We start from the raw sequence: 16,089 nt of genomic DNA, 5'->3' as shown, positions 1-16,089 counted from the left end.
CGATGTGCTGGACACCCCACGCCACCGTTGCCACCATCGTCGAGCGGGACGGGCGCTTTCTGGTGGTCGAGGAGATCTCGGCCGGACGCCGGGTGATCAACCAGCCGGCGGGCCATATCGAGGAAAACGAGGCGATCACGGCCGCAGCGGTCCGTGAAACCCTCGAGGAAACGGGCTGGCATGTCGAGCCCGAACACCTCGTTGGCCTGTACACCTACCGGGCCCCGAGCAATGGCGTGACCTATTACCGTTTCTGTTTCGCCGCCAGGGCGGTGCAACAGGTACCGGATGCGGAGCTTGACAGCGATATCCTGCGCGCGCTCTGGCTGACCCGGGAAGAACTTGCGGCACGCGAAAAGGATCTGCGCAGCCCGCTGGTACTGCGCTGCATCGACGATTATCTGTCCGGCCGGCGTTTTCCGCTCGACTTTGTGGTAGAACATTCCGTTTAGAGATCCATCGATTACTATATGAGCGATCCACAGCACACCAAGGTTATCGTCGGCATGTCCGGCGGCGTCGACTCCTCCGTCTCGGCCCTGTTGCTGATGCAGCAGGGGTACCAGGTCGAAGGTCTCTTCATGAAGAACTGGGACGAGGACGACGGCACCGAATACTGCACCGCCCTCGCCGACCTCGCAGACGCCCAGGCGGTGTGCGACCGCCTGGGTATCCGCCTGCACAAGGCGAATTTCGCCGCCGAATACTGGGATCATGTGTTCGAGCACTTCCTCGAGGAGTACCGTGCCGGCCGCACACCGAACCCGGATATTCTCTGCAACCGCGAAATCAAGTTCCGCGCCTTCCTCGACTATGCCCGGGAACTGGGCGCCGAACTGATCGCGACCGGTCACTATGTGCGCCGTCTCGATCGGGACGGCCGCACCCTGCTGCTCAAGGGCCTGGACAACAACAAGGACCAGAGCTACTTCCTGCACCAGGTCGGCGAGGCGGAACTGGCCCAGACGCTGTTCCCGGTGGGCGAACTCGAGAAACCCGAGGTGCGCCGGATCGCCGAAGAGCACGACCTTGTCACCCACGACAAGAAGGACAGCACCGGCATCTGCTTTATCGGCGAGCGTCGCTTTGCCGACTTCCTGAAGCAGTACCTGCCGGCCCAGCCCGGCAGGATCGAAACGCCGGACGGCGACCCGATTGGCGAACACGCCGGCCTGATGTATTACACCATTGGCCAGCGCCAGGGACTGCGCATCGGCGGACTCAGGGATTATCCGGAAGACCCCTGGTTCGCCGCCGCGAAAGATCTCGAACGCAACGTACTGATCGCCGTCCAGGGCAAGCAGCACGATCTTCTGTTCAGCGACTGGCTGACCGCCGGCGACATTTTCTGGATCAACGGCGAGTGCCCGCCCCTGCCCTACCGCTGCAAGGCCAAGGTCCGCTACCGCCAGGCAGATCAGGATTGCGTGATCGAAGCCTGTCCGGCAAAGGGCTATCGGGTGCGCTTCGACCAGCCCCAGCGGGCCGTCACGCCGGGCCAATCCGTCGTTTTCTACGACGGCGAGGTTTGCCTCGGCGGCGGCGTCATTGAAACCACCGGCAAAAACGGCGCGGAGTAAACATCAGGATGTCACGCCAACAGGATCAACAGACAATCGCCCTCGCTGCCATGTGTCAGGCAGCCGCCCTGGTCGATCAGATCGCCACGCGCGGGATGGTGCCGCAGAACAGTTACGAAACCTGCCTGCGCAGCATCTTCGTCACCAATCCAAGGAACACCGAAGAGATCTACGGCGGCGCCCACGACCTGCCCTACGACCTGAGCCTGGGCCTGAAAACACTGTCCGATCTTGTCGAAAAGCGCCGGGGCGAGCAGAACCGCAATCAGATCAACTATGTGCTCAGCATGATCACGCTGCAGATGAAACTGGCGGCCAACGACCAGATGATGGACACCCTGGGCCGGCGCATCGAACAGATCCGCCAGCAGGCCCGCTACTTCAGCGGCCAGGACCAGGAGGGGATCCGCTCGAGCACCCCGAGGTGTTCACCCACAGCAGCATCGTCGCCAACATTGCCAGCCTCTACCAGGAAACGATCAGCACCTTCAGTTTCCGCATCAATGTCGGCGGCGACCCGCGCCATCTGCAGAATGCCGAAAATGCCGCCAAGATCCGCGCCCTGCTGCTGGCCGGCATCCGCGCGGCGATGCTCTGGCGCCAGGTCGGCGGCGCCGCTGGCACCTGCTGTTTTTCAAGCACCGCGTACGGCCGTCGCTGCAGCGCCTGCAGGCGCACGATTGAAGACCGAGTCGACAGAACGTAGGGTGGAATGAGTAGCGAAGGTGCGAATTCCACCGGTGTTTTCAGCATGCTTCGCTGCTTGTTTCAAATCGGCCCCGCCGGTAGAGATGTCGCCGGTGGAATTCGTTTCACTCATTTCACCCTACGCAGATAAAGACAAGCTCCGGTACCCGGATCCGCGCGATAGCGCGATGCACCCGTTAAAGACATGCGCCCGCGGAGCTGTTTCCGCTATAATGCGCGCACTTTTCGAAACCCCTTAGCTACAGCGAGACGATACATGGAGCTCTCTGCCCTTACCGCCCTTTCTCCCGTCGACGGCCGCTACGGCAGCAAAACCGCTGACCTGCGCCCCATCTTCAGCGAGTTCGGCCTGATCCGTTTCCGCATCGAAGTGGAGATCCGCTGGCTGCAGCAGCTTGCCGATCACCCCGGCATCACCGAGGTCAAGCCGTTCAGCGCCCAGACCGATGCGCTGCTCAACGCCATCGTCAGCGATTTCAGCGAAGTCGATGCACAGCGCGTCAAGGAGATCGAGCGCACCACCAACCACGACGTGAAGGCGGTCGAATACTTCATCAAGGAGAAGTTCGGCAACAACGAAGAACTGGCAGCGATCAGCGAGTTCGTCCACTTCGCCTGCACCTCCGAGGACATCAACAACCTGTCCCATGCGCTGATGCTGAAAAACGGCCTGGCGGTCGTGCAGCAGCAGATGCAGCAGGTGGCCGATGCCATCGCCGAACTGGGCCGCGGCTTTGCCGACCAGCCGATGCTGTCCCGCACCCATGGCCAGACCGCCTCTCCGACCACGGTCGGCAAGGAGATGGCCAACGTCGCCTACCGCCTGCAGCGCCAGCTCAAGCAGCTGGCACAGGTCGAGATCCTCGGCAAGATCAACGGCGCGGTCGGCAACTACAACGCCCACCTCTCGGCCTATCCGCAGATCGACTGGCAGGCCAATGCCGAGGCCTTCGTCAAGCGCCTGGGTATCGACTGGAACCCCTACACCACCCAGATCGAGCCGCATGACTATATCGCCGAGCTGTTCGACGCGGTCTGCCGCTTCAACACCATCCTGATCGACTTCGATCGCGATATCTGGGGTTACATCTCCCTGGCGTACTTCAAGCAGAAGACCATCGCCGGCGAAGTCGGCTCCTCGACCATGCCGCACAAGGTCAACCCGATCGACTTCGAGAACTCCGAAGGCAACCTCGGCATCGCCAACGCCATCATGCAGCACCTGGCCGCCAAGCTGCCGGTGTCGCGCTGGCAGCGCGACCTCACCGACTCCACGGTCCTGCGCAACCTCGGCGTCGGTTTCGGCCACAGTCTGATCGCCTATCAGGCCACCCTGAAAGGCATCAGCAAGCTCGAGATCAACCCGGCCCGCCTCGACGAGGACCTCGAGAACGCCTGGGAAGTCCTGGCCGAGCCGATCCAGACGGTGATGCGTCGCTACGGCATCGAAGAGCCGTACGAAAAGCTCAAGGCCCTGACCCGTGGCCGCACCATGAACCGCGAAACCATCCAGGCCTTTATCGACACCCTGGAAATGCCGGACGAGGCCAAGGCCCAGCTCAAGGCGCTGACGCCGCAGAGCTATATCGGCAATGCCGTCGCCCAGGCCGAGAAAATCTAGCGGTGGATGGGTGTAACGGCGCCCCGGTCGATATCTTCCGCTAGGCAGGTATTGCGGGCGCCGTGTAACCCATCTTTCACGGTCTGTTTCGTAATACGGAATCCGAAGTCCCTGATGGGTTACGCCGCAATAAGCGCCAAGGCACAGCGGTATCGCAGTGCCATTGCGGCTCCACCCATCCTACATGTTTGCCCGCCACTCACGACACGATCCCAATGCTCGACAACATCCGTATCGTACTGATCAACACCTTCCATCCCGGCAATATCGGCGCGGCCGCGCGGGCGATGAAGAACATGGGGTTATCCCGGCTCTGGCTGGTCGACCCGGTCGAGTTCCCCCACCCCGATGCCGAGTCCCGCGCCGCCGGCGCCAAAGACCTGATCGAGTCGGCCCGTGTCGTCTCGACCCTGGACGAGGCGATCGCCGACTGCCAGTTGGTGATCGGCACCAGCGCCCGCAACCGCACCTTCGATCTGCCATTGCTCGACGCCCGCCAATGCGGTCTCAAGTGCGCTGATGAATCCCGTGACGGCCAGGTCGCGCTGGTGTTCGGCCGCGAGACCATGGGCATGCACAACGACGAGATCAAGCGCTGCAACTTCCATGTCTACATCCCGGCCAATCCCGAATATCCGGTCCTGAACGTGGCCCAGGCGATCCAGCTGCTGTGCTACGAGGTCTGGATGGCCCACGAGCAGGCCGAAATGCTGCCGGAGCGGCGTTCCGAATATCCGCGTCATGGCGAAATGGAGCTGTTCTACGAGCACCTGGAACGGGTGTTGCGAAGGACCCGCTTCATCATTCCCCAGCATGAAGGCCGGGTACTCGACAAACTGCATCGCTACTTCAACCGGTCCCGTCCCGAGCGCACCGAACTGAACATGCTCCGCGGCGTACTCGCCTCGGTCGAGGAGGTTCTGGACGGCGAAGGCAAGGGCTGATCACCGGGCCCGGGCATCGGCCGCCGGGCAGTTGTCGAGACCGGCCATACCGCGGTACTGTAAGCAGCAGTCAAGCCTGCAGCCGAGAAGAGGTATTCGATGGACAGCCAACTGCAACAGCTGATGACCCAGGCCGATGAACTGCGCAACGGCATTCATCATCTGGCCGACGTCAACCGCAACTACCAGTACAACCTCACCGGTATCGAACGCTGCGTCGACACCATTCAGCGCTGCGTCAGGCTGGTGGGCAACAACCGTACCGCGGCACTGCCGTCCAAGGATCAGCGCAAGGTGATGGCCGAGCTCGAAAGCGCGGTCGAGGAGCTGCAGGAGCTGATCAAACGGTAGGCGCGGCTCCTGCAATCGAAACGTAACCTGAATTCCACAGGACCCGATGAACATTCTGAACCTGGGCGAACTCACGCCCGAACGTTTTCTCGCCGAATACTGGCAGAAAAAACCGCTGCTGATCCGCCAGGCCTTCCCCGATCTGCAGCCGGTGATTGAGCCGGACGAGCTGGCGGGCCTCGCCTGCGAAGAGGATGTCGAGTCCCGTCTCGTCGTGCAGTCGCCCGACAACGATGACTGGGCACTGCGTCAGGGTCCTTTCGACGAGGCCGATTTCGCTACGCTGCCGCCGTCCCACTGGACCCTGCTGGTCCAGGCGGTCGACCACTGGGTGCCGGAGGCTGCAGAGCTGATGGCCCAGTTCGACTTCATTCCGAGCTGGCGCCGCGACGACCTGATGGTCAGCTACGCCGTCGACGGCGGCGGTGTCGGCCCCCACTACGACAACTATGACGTTTTCCTGATCCAGGCATCGGGCCGGCGCCGCTGGGAGATCGGCGGACGCTTCGACCAGCACTCGCCGCGGCGCAAGGACGCACCGGTGATGATACTGCCCGAGTGGCAGGCCGAGGAGGCCTGGACCCTGGAGCCCGGCGACATGCTCTACGTGCCGCCCCAGGTGGGCCACAACGGCTTCGCCATCGGCGATGACTGCATCACCTATTCGGTCGGCTTCCGGGCCCCGTCCCATGGCGAGATCATGCGCCACTTCACCGATTTTGTCGGCGAGCGCCTCACCGGTGAAGACCGCTACCGGGACCCCGATCTGCAGCTGCCCGAGCGGGCCGGCGAGATCGGGCCGGATGCCATTTTGCGCCTGCGTACCCTGCTGGAACGCTACTGCAGGGACGAAGACCTGCTCGGCGACTGGTTCGGCCGCTATATGACCGAACCCAAGTACCCCGAACTCGAACAGGCGCCCGAGACACCGGCAGACCGGGAAGAGCTGCTGGCGTTTCTGGCGTCCGGCGGCAGCCTGAGCCGCAACGAAGGCGCGCGCCTGGCATGGCGCCGCAACGGCGAGCGCTGGCAGCTGTTCGCCGATGGCCAGGCCTATGAGGGCGATGCCCGCCAGGGACCGCTGTTCATGAGCATCTGCGATGGCGGAGGCCTCGATCTCGGCGATGCCGACAACCGCGACTTCGCCATCGACCTGCTGACCGCGCTGATCAACCAGGGCGTACTCTACGCCGACGAGCCCTGAAGCCCCGGGCGGCCTTGATGCCCGGCACCGCCCCGCCGGCCGCCATCGGCGGTCGGCGGGGCAAGGTCCCCGGGACAGGACGCGAGACCCGGCCGGTCAACGCCCCCAGACCTCGTGCAGCCGGGCAGAACGGCCGCAGCTGGCCTTGTAGAAACGATAGCGGATCGGGTTCTTGAGGTAATAGTCCTGATGATAGGCCTTCACCGGATAGAAGGGGCCGGCATCGCGCACCGGGGTCACCACTTGCCGGTCCGGAAAGCGGGCTTCGACCTCGTGCCTGGACGCTTCGGCCAGCCGGCGCTGCGACGCATCGAGGACGAAGATCGCACTGCGGTAGCTCGGCCCCCTGTCGCAGAACTGCCCGCCGTCGTCGAAAGGGTCTATATTGCGCCAGAACACCGACAGCAACTGGCGATAGTCGATGCGCTGCGCATCGAATACGACCTCGACCGCTTCGAGATGCCCCTCGTGATTGCCCTCGTAGGTCGGATTCTCGAGGCGGCCGCCGGTAAAGCCCGAAACCACCGAGGTGACACCCGGCAGCTCCTGAAACGCCTGCTCCATGCACCAGAAACAGCCGCCCGCGAAGAGCGCCCGGTCCGCATGCGCGACAACGCCGGGGAACAGGGAAAGCAGAAAGAGCAGCAACAGGGTCCGGACTGGCATCGGTATTCTCCCTCGGGGCCTGTCTCTTCTGACTGGCCGGCGCCGCTACCGTTCAGTCGGACCCTCGCTGCCGGCACAGCTGCTGCAGAACCTCTACCGCGACGGGGCGACTGAACAGGTATCCCTGATAGAGATCGCAACCCAGTGCCTGCAGCGACTGCCACTGCGCATCGTTCTCGACGCCCTCGGCGATAACCTCCAGGTCGAGACTCCGGCCCAGGGCGATGACGGTCCTGACGATGGCTGCATCGTTCGGGTCCACCAGCAGATCACGGACGAAGGACTGGTCGATCTTGAGGTGATCCAGCGGCAGCCGCTTGAGGTAGCTCAGCGACGAATAGCCGGTGCCGAAGTCGTCGAGGGAGAAGCGAACACCCTGGTCCCGCAGCCGGTTCATGTTGACGATCATCGCCTCCGCATCCTCGACCAGCTGACTTTCCGTCAGCTCCAGCTCCAGCAGCCGCGGGTCGGCGCCGGTGTCCGCCAGCACCTCGATGACATCCCGAACAAACTCCGGATGGTGGAACTGGCTGGCGCTGATATTCACCGCCAGTTTCAGCCGTCCCAGCCGCGGATCCCGGGACCAGGCGACCAGTTGCTGACAGGCGCTCTCGAGTATCCAGCGCCCCAGCGGCAGTATCAGACCGGTCGCCTCGGCCACCGGGATGAAGTCCGCGGGTGAGATGACACCTTTTTTAGGGTGGCGCCATCGCACCAGCACTTCGGCACCGGTCACGTTACCCGATGCATCGACCACCGGCTGGAACTCGACATAGAACTGCCGCTCCCTCAGTCCGCGGCGCATATCGGCCTCCAGGTTCGCCCGCGCGGTCACTTCCTCCTGCATCTGCGGATTGAAGAAGCGCACCCGGTTGCGGCCCGCGGACTTGGCCTTGTACATCGCCAGGTCGGCACGCTTGAGCAACTCCTCAACGGTGTCGTCGCCATCGGAGAACAACGTCACGCCGATACTGGCGCCGCCGCTGTACTCCCGCCCCGGCAGGAGGTAGGGCTCAGCGAGCAGGCCTATCACCTTCTCGGCGACCAGTTCGGCCTGGTGCATGGCCTCCCCGGGTTTACTGGCGAGTCCCTCGGCCATCAGCACGAATTCGTCCCCCCAGTCGTGCCAGGGTATCGATCTCGCGCGTCTGCTCCCGGAGGCGCCGGGCAACCTGCTGCAGCAACAGGTCGCCCATATCATGTCCCAGCGTATCGTTAAGGTTCTTGAAGTTGTCGAGGTCGATGAAAAGCAGGGCGCCATCCTGATGATGCCGGGATCTCGTCGCCAGCGCATGCTCCAGCCGGTCGAGCAGCAGGCGGCGATTGGGCAGCCCGGTCAGGGGGTCATAGAAGGCGAGCTGGTGTATCTCTTCGAGATTCTGCTTGTGCGCCGTTATATCGGTGGCGATGCCGCAGAGGGATGTCACGTTGCCGGCATCATCGCGCAGCGGAATTCTGGACGACAGGAAGGTCCTGACGGCGGCATCGTCGGAGCCGGCCAGATGCAACTCGCTGACGACACGCTCCCCCTTGTGCAGCACCTGCAGATCGGCCGAGCGCAGCGCCTGCGCCTTGTCCGACGGGAAAAAATCGAAGTCGCTACGGCCGATAATCTCGTCCAGCGGACGGCCGAACAGCGTGCTGAGGTGACGGTTGCCATAGCGATAGCGAAGATCCGAATCCTTGATGAAGATCGCCGCCTCGACACTGTTGAGGATCGCCGAGTGCTTCTGTTCGCTGGACACCAGCCGACGGCTTTTTCCTCACCTGCCAGCGCAACAGCGCCACACCGGCAAGGGTGAACATCAGCATCAGGCTCAGGGACGCCAGGCCCCAGCGGGCCCAGGACGGCAGCACGATCAACGGTTGCCTGTCGCCCCAGCGTTCCAGGATGCGGAAATAGACCGAACCGGGGTCGCGGGTCCAGCTCTGCAGGTAGTTGTCGAGCGCTGCAAGCAGCTCGCCATTGCGGCCATCTGCCGTCGCGTAGTAGAGCTTGACCGGCTGAAAGATCACCGGAGTGACCCGCAGCCCGTAGTCCGAAACCACGAACTCGCCAAAATGCCGGCTGCCGACCACCGCATCGGCGTCGCCATCGGCGACCCGCGCAAAACCGTCGCGCGGACTCTGAACCGGTACCCATTCGGCGTCGATATTGAAGCTCTCGAGCATGGACTGCAGATAGCCCTGCTGGATCGAGCCGCCGAGGACCGCCACGCGCAGCCCCTGCAGATCCAGTACCGAATCCAGGCGGATGTCCGGATGCCGGTACAGCGCCGACCAGCTGTAGAGCGAAGGCACCTTGTGAAAATCCATCACCTGATCGCGCTGCTCGCTCCAGGCCACATCGGGCAGCAGGTCGATTTCACCGGCCTCGAGCAGCGCCAGACAACGGCTCCACTCGCAGCCGACCGGTTGCAACGCCCAGCGCTCCCGCAATGCGACCTCTGTCAGCAGTTCGCCCAGAATGCCCGAGGCGTCGCCGTTTTCATCCGTCAGGATCTTGGGCTCGTTTTCGTAGACACCGACCCGCACCTCGCGGACCGCAGACGGGGTACCGGCCGCACCGGCCAGGGCCACCCCCGCCATCAGCGCGGCGCAGCTCCAGAGGGTTGCGTAACGACGGATGCGGGAACGATCGGTCCGGGGCATGATTCCTTCCTTGAATACGGGCCGGCAGCAAGCCGTCGATGACCCTGGCCGCCGACAACGCGACGGTCCCCGCCAGCCTCGCGATTATGCGGACCAGAAGCATATTAACGGCAGTGGCGACCGAAACAAAAGGCCATCCTGCCCGTGCGCGCTCAAAACCCGGTGCGGCGACCGTTCAAAGCGTCAGTATATGACGGTACCCGGCCACCTCGACATTAAACCTGCTGGTTCGACGCAGGTAGTCCCGCATCGCCTCCAGCGCCTCGGGCTCGCCGTGCACAAGGCGGATGGCGGTATCCGGTTTCAGCGCCGACGCCTTGAGCCAGTCACCCAGCTGCACGAAGTCGGCATGACCGGACAGCCCGTGCAGAACCCGCAGTCGCGCACGGTTCTCGACCCACTCGCCATGAATACGGACGCTCTCGACCCCCTGCTCCATTTTGGCGCCCCGGGTACCGCCGGCCTGATAGCCGGTCAGCAATACGGTCGTACGGTGATCCGGTAACAGGCGCTTGAGATGATGCAGGATACGGCCGCCCGTAACCATGCCGCTGCCGGCGATAATGATATGGGGATAGGTCAGCTCGTTGAGCGCCCGGGATCCGTCCACCGACTGCACGTATTTCACCAGCCGGCAGAGCCTCTGGCAGTCCGCTTTCGTCAGCCGGTGCTCGGTGTGAAAACGCCAGTAGATATCGGAGACGTCTATCGCCATCGGGCTGTCGAGGAATACCGGCAGTTTCGGTATGCGCCCCTCGTCCATCAGGCGGGCCAGCATGTGCTGCAGCACCTGGGCCCGGCCGACGGCGAAACTCGGGATCAGCAGGACACCGCCGCTTCCGGCGGTTTCGTTGACCACCGCCTCCAGCTGATCGAATGGGTCGCCAGGCTCGTGGCGACGATTGCCATAGGTCGATTCGAGCATCAGCAGATCCAGCGGCGGCAGCGGTTCGGGTGCGCGCATGAAGAGGTCGTCGGGCCGCCCGACGTCACCGGAAAAGCCGATACGTTTGCCCTCCGCCTCGACGATCACGCAGCCCGCCCCGAGAATATGCCCGACCGGATGAAGCTCGATGCGCATCGAACCGACCTGAAAGCGCTGGCCGAACTCGACCGGACGCAGCAGGTCGAGACAGCGCTCCGCGCATCGCTGGTCGTAGAGGGGCTCGGGATGGGGGTGGCGGCCGATACGGTGACGCTCGTAGAAGCGCGCATCCTCCTCCTGCAGGTGGCCGCTGTCCGGCAGCAACACCCCGCACAGCTGACGGGTGCCCTCGTGGCAGTAGACGGGCCCGCGATAGCCATCGCGATAAAGCACGGGTACATAGCCGGAATGATCGAGATGCGCGTGTGTCAACACCACCGCATCGAGCCGGTCACGGTCCAGCGACAGGCCCTGCCAGTTACGCTCGCGCAACCATTTGTAGCCCTGGAAAAGCCCGCAGTCCACCAGCACCTGGGTATCACCGCTGCTGACCAGAAATTTCGACCCGGTGACGGTTTCGGTCCCCCCAGAAAGGTGATCTTCATCGCCGTTTCCTCTTCGTCATTCTGGCTACAGCTTAGTCCAGCTGTGCGTCAGGGGCGTAGCGGCCGCCTGACCGGCCGCAACCGCGCAACCGTTCACCTCCGCTGTCAGCCGAGTACTTCGGGATTGAGGATGCCCGTCGGATGACCGGCAAAAAAATTGACGAGATTCTGAAACGCCGTGCCGAAATAGAGCTCGTAGCTCTGGCGTTCGACATAGCCCAGATGGGGCGTGCAAAGCACCTGGCCGTTCGTCAGCGCCCAGTGATGCGGATCGGTAAGCGGCTCCTGTTCGTACACATCCAGGGCGGCACGTCCCGGGCGACCGTCCTGCAGGGCTCGGCGCAATGCACCGGGTGCGACCAGCTCGGCCCGGCTGGTGTTGACGAACAGCGCTTCGGGTTTCATCCGCGCCAGATCCCGGTAACGCACGATGCCGCGGGTTTCGTCGTTCAGTCTCAAATGCAGGCTCACCACATCGGCCAGCTCGAACAGCCGCTCGCGGCTCCCTGCAAGCGCCAGGCCGTCCTCCCGGGCCCGCCGAAGCGATCCGTCCCGGCCCCACACCAGCACCTCCATGTCGAAGGCACGGGCGAAGCGCGCGATCCGCTGACCGATCTTGCCGTAGCCCCAGATACCCAGGGTCTTGCCGGCAAGACAGTCGCCGATATTGGTCTGCCAGCGTCCCCTCTTCATCGACTCGACCGCCGGCACCAGCCGTCTCATGGACGCCATGATCAGGGCCCAGGTCAGCTCCGCCGGCGCGACCGGCGAACCCACACCCTCGGCAATGGCAACGCCGTGCCGGCTGCAGGCGCCGACGTCGATATGTTCCGACACCTTGCCGGTCTGACTGATCAGCCGCAGACCGGGCAGGCGTTCCAGCAGGGCCCCGTCGATGCGCGTGCGTTCGCGTGTCAGCACCAGAGCATCGGCGCCGGCGAAGCGTGCGGCGAGGGTATCGATATCATCGACGCTGTCGTTCCAGGTCAGGACCTCGAAGCCCTGCAACAGCGAGAAACAGTCCAGCCCGGGTATGACGGACTGATAGTCGTCCGGAATCGCGATTTTCACGGCAACAGCTCCTCTGGGTGCCGGTTACAAGGGGAATGGCGCCGTGACCGGGAATCTGACCCCGGTGTTTGCCAGCGAACCGGCGCCACCGCTAAGCTGCCTGCATTCTTATCCGGAAGATGCCTCGATGTCGACAACAGCCGAGCCGCGCTGGCAACCGATCAGAACCATAGTCCGCTTTGTGCGGCCCTATCGCCGTCAGGTACTTTACGCGCTGCTTGCGCTGATGTTCACCGCAGGCGTCACGCTGTCGATCGGACAGGGGGTACGCCTGATCATCGACGAGGGGCTGGTGACCGGCTCCGCCGAGCGCCTGGGTCTGTACGTACAGCTTTTCCTGCTGCTGGTAGTGGCCCTTGCCGGCGGCACCTTTGCCCGCTATTACTGGGTCACCTGGCTCGGCGAGCGGGTCGTCGCCGATATTCGACGCCGGGTCTTCGAACACCTGATCGAGCTGCACCCGGGCTTTTTCGAAACCAACCGGGGACTCGAGATCCAGTCCCGCCTCACCGCCGATACCACGCTGCTGCAGGCCGTCATTGGTTCGTCGCTGTCGGTCGCACTGCGCAACCTGATCCTGCTGGCCGGCGGCATCGTCTGGCTGTTTCTGACCAATGTCAGGCTCTCGGCCCTGGTGCTGCTGTCGGTGCCCCTGGTGGTGGCGCCGATCCTGCTCTTCGGCCGCCGCGTACGCCGCCTGTCCCGCCACAGCCAGGATCGGGTGGCGGATATCGGCGCCTATGTCGGCGAGGTGCTGGGACAGATCAAGACCGTGCAGGCCTACAACCACCAGGATCTCGACAAGTCGCGCTTCGGCGCCTTTGTGGAGCAGGCGTTCGCCGTCGCGATCCGCCGGACCGTGCAGCGCGGCCTGCTGATTACCGTCGTGATCGTGCTGGTACTGGGCGCCGTGGGGCTGATGCTCTGGGTCGGCGGTCTCGATGTGGTCTCCGGCCGCATCAGCGCCGGGGAGCTGGCCGCCTTCGTGTTCTACAGCGTGATCGTGGGGGCGGCGGTGGGCGCTGTCAGCGAAGTGATCGGCGAGCTGCAGCGCGCCGCCGGCGCCGCCGAACGCCTGGTCGAGCTGCTGTCGGCCCGCAACGAGATTCTCCCGCCCCGCGCCGGTCTGCGACAGCTGCCGGACCGGGTCTCGGGCAGGCTGCAGCTCGAGAATGTCAGTTTTGCCTACCCGTCCCGCCCGGAACCGCCGGCGATCGACCACCTCAGCCTCGACGTTCGACCGGGGGAAACCCTGGCGCTGGTGGGCCCTTCGGGCGCTGGCAAGTCGACCCTGTTCGACCTGCTGCTGCGTTTCTACGACTGCGGCGACGGGGAGATACGTCTCGAAGGCATCGATATCCGACAGCTCGAGCCGGACAGGCTGCGCCGCTGCTTTGCCCTGGTGTCCCAGTCGCCGGTGCTGTTCTACGGCACGATCGAGGATAACCTGCGTTACGGCAAGCCAGGGGTCGTCGATGCGGACCTCGTCGCCGCGGCGAAGGCGGCCAATGCCCACGACTTTATCGAGGCGCTGCCGCAGGGTATGGCACGCGACTGGGAGACGCCGGCAGCGGACTCTCCGGCGGCCAGAAACAGCGCCTGGCCATCGCCCGCGCGATCCTCGCCGACGCCCCGATACTGCTACTCGACGAAGCCACCAGCGCCCTCGATGCCGAAAGCGAGCACGCGGTTCAGCTGGCGCTGGAGCGGCTAATGCGCGGACGCACGACCCTGGTCATCGCCCACCGTCTCGCCACGGTCCAGAGCGCCGACCGTATCGCCGTATTGAACCGGGGCCGCCTCGAAGCCCTCGGCAGCCACCGGCAGCTGCTTCAAAGCAGCGAACTTTACGCCCGCCTGGCACGGCTGCAGTTTGAAGTTGAGCCGTAGATGTTAGCGACGCATCGACACCCTGGCCCAGGGCGACCGCCTTGTTCTGCACGTCACCTACCCCGTCCATTTCCCGGTCAACGACCTGCGGACCGAAAGCAAGGCGCCAAGGGCGCCTATGACGGGTTACGCCGCCGGTAAACTCCCTTGGTAAACGCACAGACAATGCCAATGGCGGCTAATCCATCCTACCCGCTGTTCACTGCTTTTACCGTTTACTGTCTAAATAGATTCCTTGCAGAAGGACGACACTTCGCCGGGCTTGCGCAGCATCTTGTCGACGTCGGCCTGGTGCATCACCTCGGTCTGGATCATCTGGCGGGTGAATTCCTCCAGTGCCACCGAGCGCCCCTCGACCAGCGACAGCAGTTCGCGGTAAAGCGCCAGCGCCTCGCCTTCGGCCTCCAGCGACTCGCGCAGAATGGCGCCTATGTCGGTCTTGTGCGAGTCGAGCAGGCGGCCAATCTCCAGCGACGGATAGGCGCCCAGGGTGGTGATCCACTCCCCCACCTGCTGAGCATGCAGCAACGATTCGTCGGCCTGCTCCCGCAACCAGGACACGATCGGTATGCGGCCGTAGCCGAATACCAGCAACGAATAATGGGTATAACGCACCACGCCCGCCAACTCGGCTTCGAGTATGCGGTTCAGTACATCGACGACCTGACTCTTGTCCAATTCTGACATTGTCTTGATCCCGGGCGCATCGGCACCCCGTTATCGGTTGGATTTACCTGCCGCCCCACGGCCTGCCGCAAGGCGGTACCGAGAGTATAGACAAGGAGGATTCCGCAGCCGATGCCCGGCGACGCTTTCCGATATTTCCATCTATGTCCCCGGCCTTGGAAATGGTGGTATTCTGATACCTAGGGACAGCCTCGGACATGAACGGAATCATGAAACTCAAACCGCGTTTTCTCCTGCTTACGATGCTCCTGTTCGTCCTTTCCGGGATGGCGGTCTGGGTGTCGGTTCGCTTGCTGGCCGAAGATATCATCGAACAGTGGGCCATCCGGTACGCCGAAAAGCAGGTGCTCTACGACAAGTCCCGCGCCCTGCAGCCCATCATTCGCGAGATAGCGCTGTCGCGCCAGTTCGCCGACTCGCAGCAGATCCGCGAGTGGGCCCGGGATCCGGATGACGAAGCGCTGACGGCGCGTGCCATGACCGAGATGGAGAATTTTCGTCTCAACTTTGCCGACAGAAGCTATTTCGTCGCCCTGCTGGAGTCCGGCCGCTACTACCACAACAATGCCGACAACGAATATGCCGGGCGCGAGTTTCGCTACGTGCTGGACCCGGACAAACCGGCCGACAGCTGGTTCTACGACATTATCGAGCAGCAGCGCGACATGCACCTGAACGTCAATCCCGATATCCCCCTCGGGGTCACCAAACTCTGGATCGACGTGCTGCTGCGTGACGGCCAGCAGATTCTCGGGGTGGTGGGTACGGGCCTCGACCTGACGCAGTTCCTCGAAAAGGTAGTCGACGAACGGACGCCCGGTATCACCAGTCTCTTTGTCGACCACCAGGGGCGATACAGCTGTATCGCGACCAGAGCCTCATCGACTTCGCGACCATCTCCAGCAACGGCAACCCGCAGAACGGCCTCGAGCGTCTGTTTGAAAGGCCGTCGGACCGGACCGCCGTACGGGCGGCGATGCAGGAACTCGAGACCCTGGACAGCCGGGTCATCACCCGCTTCGTACACGTCGAGGACAAGCGCTACCTGGCCGGCATCGCCTACATTCCCGAAATCGACTGGTACGAGATCACCCTCCTCGATCTCGAGGTACTGCTGCCGTTCAGCCTCTTCGGCGATATCCTGCTGGTCTACGGCGCAACACTGCTGATCGCGCTGCTGTTGTT

The 16,089-nt window shown here is 63.5% G+C and carries 16 protein-coding genes and 2 pseudogenes; 11 read left to right on the top strand and 7 right to left on the bottom strand.

The window, feature by feature from the left end; translation table 11 throughout:
- The first annotated feature begins 2 nt into the window (after nt 1-2).
- The 8 genes and pseudogenes from ACFQDL_RS26045 (at nt 3) to ACFQDL_RS26010 (ending at nt 6,408) form a co-directional block, all read left to right on the top strand.
- The gene (locus ACFQDL_RS26045; RefSeq protein ID WP_379911545.1) at nt 3-452 is read left to right on the top strand and encodes an NUDIX hydrolase; all 450 of its coding nucleotides are present in this window, start codon (nt 3-5) and stop codon (nt 450-452) included.
- An 18-nt stretch (nt 453-470) separates the two neighbouring features.
- Nucleotides 471-1,580 (top strand): tRNA 2-thiouridine(34) synthase MnmA, encoded by a 1,110-nt coding sequence (mnmA, locus tag ACFQDL_RS26040; RefSeq protein ID WP_379911544.1) that lies wholly within the window; start codon nt 471-473, stop codon nt 1,578-1,580.
- Nucleotides 1,581-1,588: 8 nt separating this feature from the next.
- Nucleotides 1,589-1,921: pseudogene (locus ACFQDL_RS26035) on the top strand (DUF489 family protein); the annotation flags it as partial.
- Between the two features lie 83 nt (nt 1,922-2,004).
- Nucleotides 2,005-2,286, top strand: coding sequence for a DUF489 family protein (locus ACFQDL_RS26030; RefSeq protein WP_379913357.1), 282 nt, complete (start codon nt 2,005-2,007; stop codon nt 2,284-2,286).
- Nucleotides 2,287-2,544: 258 nt separating this feature from the next.
- A complete protein-coding gene (gene purB / locus ACFQDL_RS26025) occupies nt 2,545-3,909 on the top strand; it encodes an adenylosuccinate lyase (RefSeq protein WP_379911543.1) in 1,365 nt (454 codons plus the stop codon).
- A gap of 215 nt (nt 3,910-4,124) precedes the next feature.
- The gene (gene trmJ, locus ACFQDL_RS26020) at nt 4,125-4,853 is read left to right on the top strand and encodes a tRNA (cytosine(32)/uridine(32)-2'-O)-methyltransferase TrmJ (protein WP_379911542.1); all 729 of its coding nucleotides are present in this window, start codon (nt 4,125-4,127) and stop codon (nt 4,851-4,853) included.
- A 99-nt stretch (nt 4,854-4,952) separates the two neighbouring features.
- On the top strand, nt 4,953-5,204 hold the full coding sequence (locus ACFQDL_RS26015) for a hypothetical protein (protein ID WP_379911541.1): 252 nt from the start codon (nt 4,953-4,955) through the stop codon (nt 5,202-5,204).
- Between the two features lie 46 nt (nt 5,205-5,250).
- Entirely contained in the window at nt 5,251-6,408 is a 1,158-nt protein-coding gene (locus ACFQDL_RS26010; RefSeq protein WP_379911540.1) for a ribosomal protein uL16 3-hydroxylase, read from the top strand.
- A 96-nt stretch (nt 6,409-6,504) separates the two neighbouring features.
- On the opposite strand, the gene msrA is transcribed toward ACFQDL_RS26010, so the two are convergent.
- The 6 genes and pseudogenes from msrA to ACFQDL_RS25980 all read right to left on the bottom strand — a co-directional run bounded on the left by msrA (nt 6,505) and on the right by ACFQDL_RS25980 (nt 12,327).
- Nucleotides 6,505-7,074, bottom strand: coding sequence for a peptide-methionine (S)-S-oxide reductase MsrA (gene msrA / locus ACFQDL_RS26005; protein WP_379911539.1), 570 nt, complete (start codon nt 7,072-7,074; stop codon nt 6,505-6,507).
- 52 nt (nt 7,075-7,126) lie between these two features.
- A complete protein-coding gene (locus ACFQDL_RS26000; RefSeq protein ID WP_379913355.1) occupies nt 7,127-8,398 on the bottom strand; it encodes a putative bifunctional diguanylate cyclase/phosphodiesterase in 1,272 nt (423 codons plus the stop codon).
- 103 nt (nt 8,399-8,501) lie between these two features.
- A pseudogene (locus ACFQDL_RS25995) lies at nt 8,502-8,762 on the bottom strand (PAS domain-containing protein); the annotation flags it as partial.
- Complete coding sequence (locus tag ACFQDL_RS25990) at nt 8,674-9,726, bottom strand: transporter substrate-binding domain-containing protein (protein ID WP_379911538.1); 1,053 nt, start codon at nt 9,724-9,726, stop codon at nt 8,674-8,676. The pseudogene ACFQDL_RS25995 and the gene ACFQDL_RS25990, both read right to left, overlap by 89 nt.
- A 175-nt stretch (nt 9,727-9,901) precedes the next feature.
- Nucleotides 9,902-11,182, bottom strand: a complete 1,281-nt coding sequence (locus ACFQDL_RS25985) for an MBL fold metallo-hydrolase (protein ID WP_379911537.1) — start codon at nt 11,180-11,182, stop codon at nt 9,902-9,904.
- A 179-nt stretch (nt 11,183-11,361) separates the two neighbouring features.
- Entirely contained in the window at nt 11,362-12,327 is a 966-nt protein-coding gene (locus tag ACFQDL_RS25980; RefSeq protein ID WP_379911536.1) for a D-2-hydroxyacid dehydrogenase family protein, read from the bottom strand.
- A 43-nt stretch (nt 12,328-12,370) separates the two neighbouring features.
- Here ACFQDL_RS25980 and ACFQDL_RS25975 point away from each other — a divergent pair, with 43 nt between their 5' ends.
- On the top strand, nt 12,371-14,041 hold the full coding sequence (locus ACFQDL_RS25975) for an ABC transporter transmembrane domain-containing protein (protein ID WP_379911535.1): 1,671 nt from the start codon (nt 12,371-12,373) through the stop codon (nt 14,039-14,041).
- On the top strand, nt 13,927-14,217 hold the full coding sequence (locus tag ACFQDL_RS25970; RefSeq protein ID WP_379913353.1) for a hypothetical protein: 291 nt from the start codon (nt 13,927-13,929) through the stop codon (nt 14,215-14,217). Before ACFQDL_RS25975 ends, ACFQDL_RS25970 begins: the two co-directional genes overlap by 115 nt.
- A 222-nt stretch (nt 14,218-14,439) precedes the next feature.
- On the opposite strand, the gene ACFQDL_RS25965 is transcribed toward ACFQDL_RS25970, so the two are convergent.
- Nucleotides 14,440-14,904 (bottom strand): ferritin-like domain-containing protein, encoded by a 465-nt coding sequence (locus ACFQDL_RS25965; RefSeq protein ID WP_379911534.1) that lies wholly within the window; start codon nt 14,902-14,904, stop codon nt 14,440-14,442.
- Between the two features lie 278 nt (nt 14,905-15,182).
- Here ACFQDL_RS25965 and ACFQDL_RS25960 point away from each other — a divergent pair, with 278 nt between their 5' ends.
- Nucleotides 15,183-16,073 (top strand): hypothetical protein, encoded by an 891-nt coding sequence (locus ACFQDL_RS25960; RefSeq protein WP_379911533.1) that lies wholly within the window; start codon nt 15,183-15,185, stop codon nt 16,071-16,073.
- Nucleotides 16,074-16,089 lie beyond the last annotated feature (16 nt).

It is taken from the genome of Marinobacterium aestuariivivens (assembly GCF_042661465.1).
Lineage (GTDB): Bacteria > Pseudomonadota > Gammaproteobacteria > Pseudomonadales > Balneatricaceae > Marinobacterium_A > Marinobacterium_A aestuariivivens.
Note: the sequence above shows the minus strand (reverse complement) of the source record. Positions and strands in the feature narration are given on the sequence as shown.

Bases quoted from the DNA above. Each gene is read 5' to 3' on its own strand.
- ACFQDL_RS26045 (WP_379911545.1), top strand. From the start codon at position 3: ATGTGCTGGACACCCCACGCCACCGTTGCCACCATCGTCGAGCGGGAC.
- ACFQDL_RS26010 (WP_379911540.1), top strand. From the start codon at position 5,251: ATGAACATTCTGAACCTGGGCGAACTCACGCCCGAACGTTTTCTCGCC.
- purB (WP_379911543.1), top strand. From the start codon at position 2,545: ATGGAGCTCTCTGCCCTTACCGCCCTTTCTCCCGTCGACGGCCGCTAC.
- ACFQDL_RS25990 (WP_379911538.1), bottom strand. From the start codon at position 9,726: ATGCCCCGGACCGATCGTTCCCGCATCCGTCGTTACGCAACCCTCTGG.
- ACFQDL_RS25965 (WP_379911534.1), bottom strand. From the start codon at position 14,904: ATGTCAGAATTGGACAAGAGTCAGGTCGTCGATGTACTGAACCGCATA.
- ACFQDL_RS26015 (WP_379911541.1), top strand. From the start codon at position 4,953: ATGGACAGCCAACTGCAACAGCTGATGACCCAGGCCGATGAACTGCGC.
- mnmA (WP_379911544.1), top strand. From the start codon at position 471: ATGAGCGATCCACAGCACACCAAGGTTATCGTCGGCATGTCCGGCGGC.
- trmJ (WP_379911542.1), top strand. From the start codon at position 4,125: ATGCTCGACAACATCCGTATCGTACTGATCAACACCTTCCATCCCGGC.
- msrA (WP_379911539.1), bottom strand. From the start codon at position 7,074: ATGCCAGTCCGGACCCTGTTGCTGCTCTTTCTGCTTTCCCTGTTCCCC.